This is a genomic window from Intrasporangium chromatireducens Q5-1, assembly GCF_000576575.1.
GTDB lineage: Bacteria > Actinomycetota > Actinomycetes > Actinomycetales > Dermatophilaceae > Intrasporangium_A > Intrasporangium_A chromatireducens.
The window spans coordinates 1-3,092 of sequence record NZ_AWQS01000344.1 but is presented as its reverse complement, the minus strand read 5'-3'; the positions used below and the strand labels follow the sequence as shown (position 1 = coordinate 3,092).

Here is a 3,092-nt window from a genome sequence, read left to right as displayed (position 1 = left end):
GTATGCCGCTGAGCCGGCTCAGCGGCATACCCCTCCTTCGTTGTGGCTCGGTGCGGGCAGGAGGATGAGGCATGCCTGATGAGTTCGTGGTCCGCGACGCGGCCCTCGGCGACCTCGATTCGGTGGCCGAGATCTACGCCCACTACGTCGAGCACAGCGTCGCCACCTTCGACCTCGAGGTGCCGGGCATCGACGCGTGGCGGGACCGGCTGGCGGAGCTGCGGGCGATGGGCTGGCCGTTCCTCGTCGGCATGCTGGGCGAGCGGGTCGTCGGCTACGGCTACGTCGCCCCCTGGCGGACCCGGCCGGCGTACCGGCACACGGTGGAGAGCTCGATCTACCTGGCGCCGGACGTGCGCGGCGGCGGCCACGGGCGGCGGCTCCTCGACCAGCTGCTCGTCGCCGCTGCGCGGAACGGGGCCCACGAGGTGGTCGCGATGGTCACCGAGAGCGGGAACGAGGCCTCGATCCGGGTGCACCGTGCCGCCGGGTTCCGGTTCGTCGGGCGGCTCCGGGAGGTCGGCTACAAGCACGGTCGCTGGATCGACGTGAACATCCTGCAGGCCGGACTACCCCGGGGCACCTGAGCCGACGGCGCGTGGGGGCGTCGGGCGGCGCGGCTGGCCGGCACGCGCAGGTCGTGAGGTTGCTCAGCGGGGGGTGCGGTCGGTGCGCAGCACCCGCAGCTGGAGGGCGAGGGTGGAGTAGTAGCCGACGAGGGCGACGAGCTCGAAGACGACCGAGACGCCGACCACGGGCTGCCAGCGCTCCCACTGGGCCTCGTCGACATCGCCGGCGAGCAGGGACCGCGTCAGGGCGACGACGGCGGCCTCAGGCTCGTCGTCGAGCGGCACCGGCCGGCCGTCCCGGATCGCCTCGAGCTCCTCCTCGGTGAGGCCCACCGTGCGACCGACGGCCTCGTGGGCGTACCGCTCGAACGCGGAGTGGTGGTGCGCCGCGACGGCGAGGATGGCCAGCTCGCGCATCCGCGGGGTGAGGCTGGTGCGGTAGCGGATCGCAGCGCCGAGTTGCTGGAGGGCGTCGCCCACCGCCGGCGCGAGCAGGAAACCACCGAACGGGCCCTGCAGCACGCCGTCCGCGTCGGTGAGGGGGAACGGGCCGTCCCGGCGTGAGCCCGTGGTGATGGACCGATAGAGGGTGAGCTGGGCGGGGTCGAGGTCCTCGGGGCGCAGCCTGGGCTGCCGCTGTCGGGCAGTCGGGTCTCCGGTCACGGTCCCAGTCTGGCGGAGGCCGGTGGGACCTTCGGCCCTACTTGGCGAGCCGAGTGCGTGAGACACGTTGGGGGTCGGGTTTCCGTCAGGCCACCGCACGCAGGGATGGAGGACCGTCATGGTCCGCTCATCGGGACGACGGCAGGTCATTGTGGTCGACCGCCTGCGCAAGGCCTACGGGCCGGCGCCGGCCGTCGACGAGGTGTCCTTCTCCGTCGAGGAGGGTGAGATCTTCGGCATCATCGGCCCGAACGGCGCGGGCAAGACCACGGCCGTCGAATGCATCGCCGGGTTGCGTGAGCCGGACGGCGGCACCGTCCGGGTGCTCGGGCTCGATCCGCAGCGCGACCGGGCGGCGCTGCACGAGCACGTCGGGGTGCAACTGCAGGAGGGGGCGATGCCGCCGAAGATCCGGGTGGCCGAGGCCCTGGAGCTCTTCGCGTCGTTCTACCGGCACCCAGCCAGCGCCGATGAGCTCATGGTGCTGCTCGGCCTGTCCGCGAAGCGTCACGAGTACTTCAAGCGGCTCTCGGGCGGCCTGAAGCAACGGCTGTCGGTCGGGCTCGCGCTCGTCGGCAACCCGACCATCGCCGTCCTCGACGAGCTCACGACCGGACTTGACCCGCAGGCCCGGAGAGACACCTGGGAGCTGATCGAGCACGTGCGGGACCGGGGGGTGACCGTGCTGCTCGTCACGCACTTCATGGACGAGGCGGAGCGGCTCTGCAACCGGGTGATGCTCGTCGACCATGGCCGTGTCACCGCCCTGGACACCCCGGCAGCGCTCGCCGAGAGCGCGGGCGGCGGCACGCACCTGAGCTTCCTGCCCTCGGTACCGTTCTCCCTCGAGGTGCTCACCCGCCTCCCGGACGTGAGCGAGGTCGTGCGCCTCGGCGAGCGGGTGCAGGTCACCGGCACGGGCGACCTCGTGCCCTTGGTGCTGAACGCTCTGGCGCACGTGGGCGTCCAGACCCACCAGGTGCAGGTGCACAGTGCCACGCTCGAGGACGCCTTCGTGCGCCTGACCGGGCCCCCCACGGCCGCCGCGCCCCTCGCCGAGGTGGGCCGGCGATGACGGGCATTTCGGCTGCCGAGCGCTACCGGCCCCCCGCCCGGTCCTTCGTCCGGCTCGTGGCACTGCAGGGCAAGCTCACCTGGCGCGACCCGCTCCTGCCCCTGCTCGGACTCGGCCTGCCGGTCTTCCTGCTGGCGGTGTCCGGCATCGTGCCCGCCTTCGCGGGTCCGGCCTTCGGCGACACGCGGTTCACGCTGTTCGGCTACTACCTGCCGGTGTGGATCTGCCTGTCGATCAGCACGATCTCGCTGTTCTGCCTGCCGACGCCCTTCGTGGCCGACCGCGAGAGCCGCTGGCTCCGGCGCGTCTCCACGACGCCCGCGCCGCCGTCCTGGCTGCTCGGCGCCCAGCTCGCCGTCAATGCCGTGCTGGCCCTGCTCGCCGTCGGGGTGCTGACGCTCGGCAGCATCGCCTTCTTCGGGGTGCGGCCCCCTGCCCAGCCCGCCGGCTTCGCCCTCGTGGCAGTGCTGCTCATCACCGCCATGTTCGCCGTCGGGCTGTTCGTGACGGCGGTCGCGCGCACCGCCGGGGTCGTCCTCGGGCTGGGGCAGGCGCTGTTCCAGCCGCTGCTGTTCCTCGGGGGCGTGTGGGTCCCGCGGGAGATCCTGCCGGATGCCTTGCGAGCGGCCGGCGACTACACCCCGATCGGGGCTGCCAGCACCGCGATGCGGGACGCCATGCTCGGCACCCTCCCTGCCCCCACGAGCCTGCTCGTCCTCGCCGGCTGGACGGTCGTCTTCGGTGGGGCCGCGGTCCGGTTCTTCCGGTGGGAGTAGCCCCGTCGA

4 protein-coding genes are annotated in these 3,092 nt (G+C 72.6%); 3 read left to right on the top strand and 1 reads right to left on the bottom strand.

Going from position 1 to position 3,092, the window contains the following annotated elements; translation table 11 throughout:
• Window positions 1–71 precede the first annotated feature (71 nt).
• Window positions 72–587: a GNAT family N-acetyltransferase gene (locus N864_RS20700; protein WP_034721834.1), complete on the top strand. Its 516-nt coding sequence runs from the start codon at window positions 72–74 to the stop codon at window positions 585–587.
• A gap of 63 nt (window positions 588–650) precedes the next feature.
• Here N864_RS20700 and N864_RS20695 read toward each other — a convergent pair whose 3' ends face one another.
• Window positions 651–1,232 carry a carboxymuconolactone decarboxylase family protein gene (locus N864_RS20695; RefSeq protein ID WP_051518881.1) on the bottom strand — a complete coding sequence of 194 codons (582 nt, stop codon included), beginning with the start codon at window positions 1,230–1,232 and terminating at the stop codon, window positions 651–653.
• Between the two features lie 118 nt (window positions 1,233–1,350).
• On the opposite strand from N864_RS20695, the gene N864_RS20690 reads away from it, so the two are divergent.
• Window positions 1,351–2,307, top strand: a complete 957-nt coding sequence (locus tag N864_RS20690; protein WP_051518880.1) for an ABC transporter ATP-binding protein — start codon at window positions 1,351–1,353, stop codon at window positions 2,305–2,307.
• A complete protein-coding gene (locus N864_RS20685) occupies window positions 2,304–3,083 on the top strand; it encodes an ABC transporter permease (RefSeq protein WP_051518879.1) in 780 nt (259 codons plus the stop codon). Before N864_RS20690 ends, N864_RS20685 begins: the two co-directional genes overlap by 4 nt.
• Window positions 3,084–3,092 lie beyond the last annotated feature (9 nt).

Bases quoted from the DNA above. Each gene is read 5' to 3' on its own strand.
- N864_RS20700 (WP_034721834.1), top strand. From the start codon at position 72: ATGCCTGATGAGTTCGTGGTCCGCGACGCGGCCCTCGGCGACCTCGAT.
- N864_RS20690 (WP_051518880.1), top strand. From the start codon at position 1,351: ATGGTCCGCTCATCGGGACGACGGCAGGTCATTGTGGTCGACCGCCTG.
- N864_RS20685 (WP_051518879.1), top strand. From the start codon at position 2,304: ATGACGGGCATTTCGGCTGCCGAGCGCTACCGGCCCCCCGCCCGGTCC.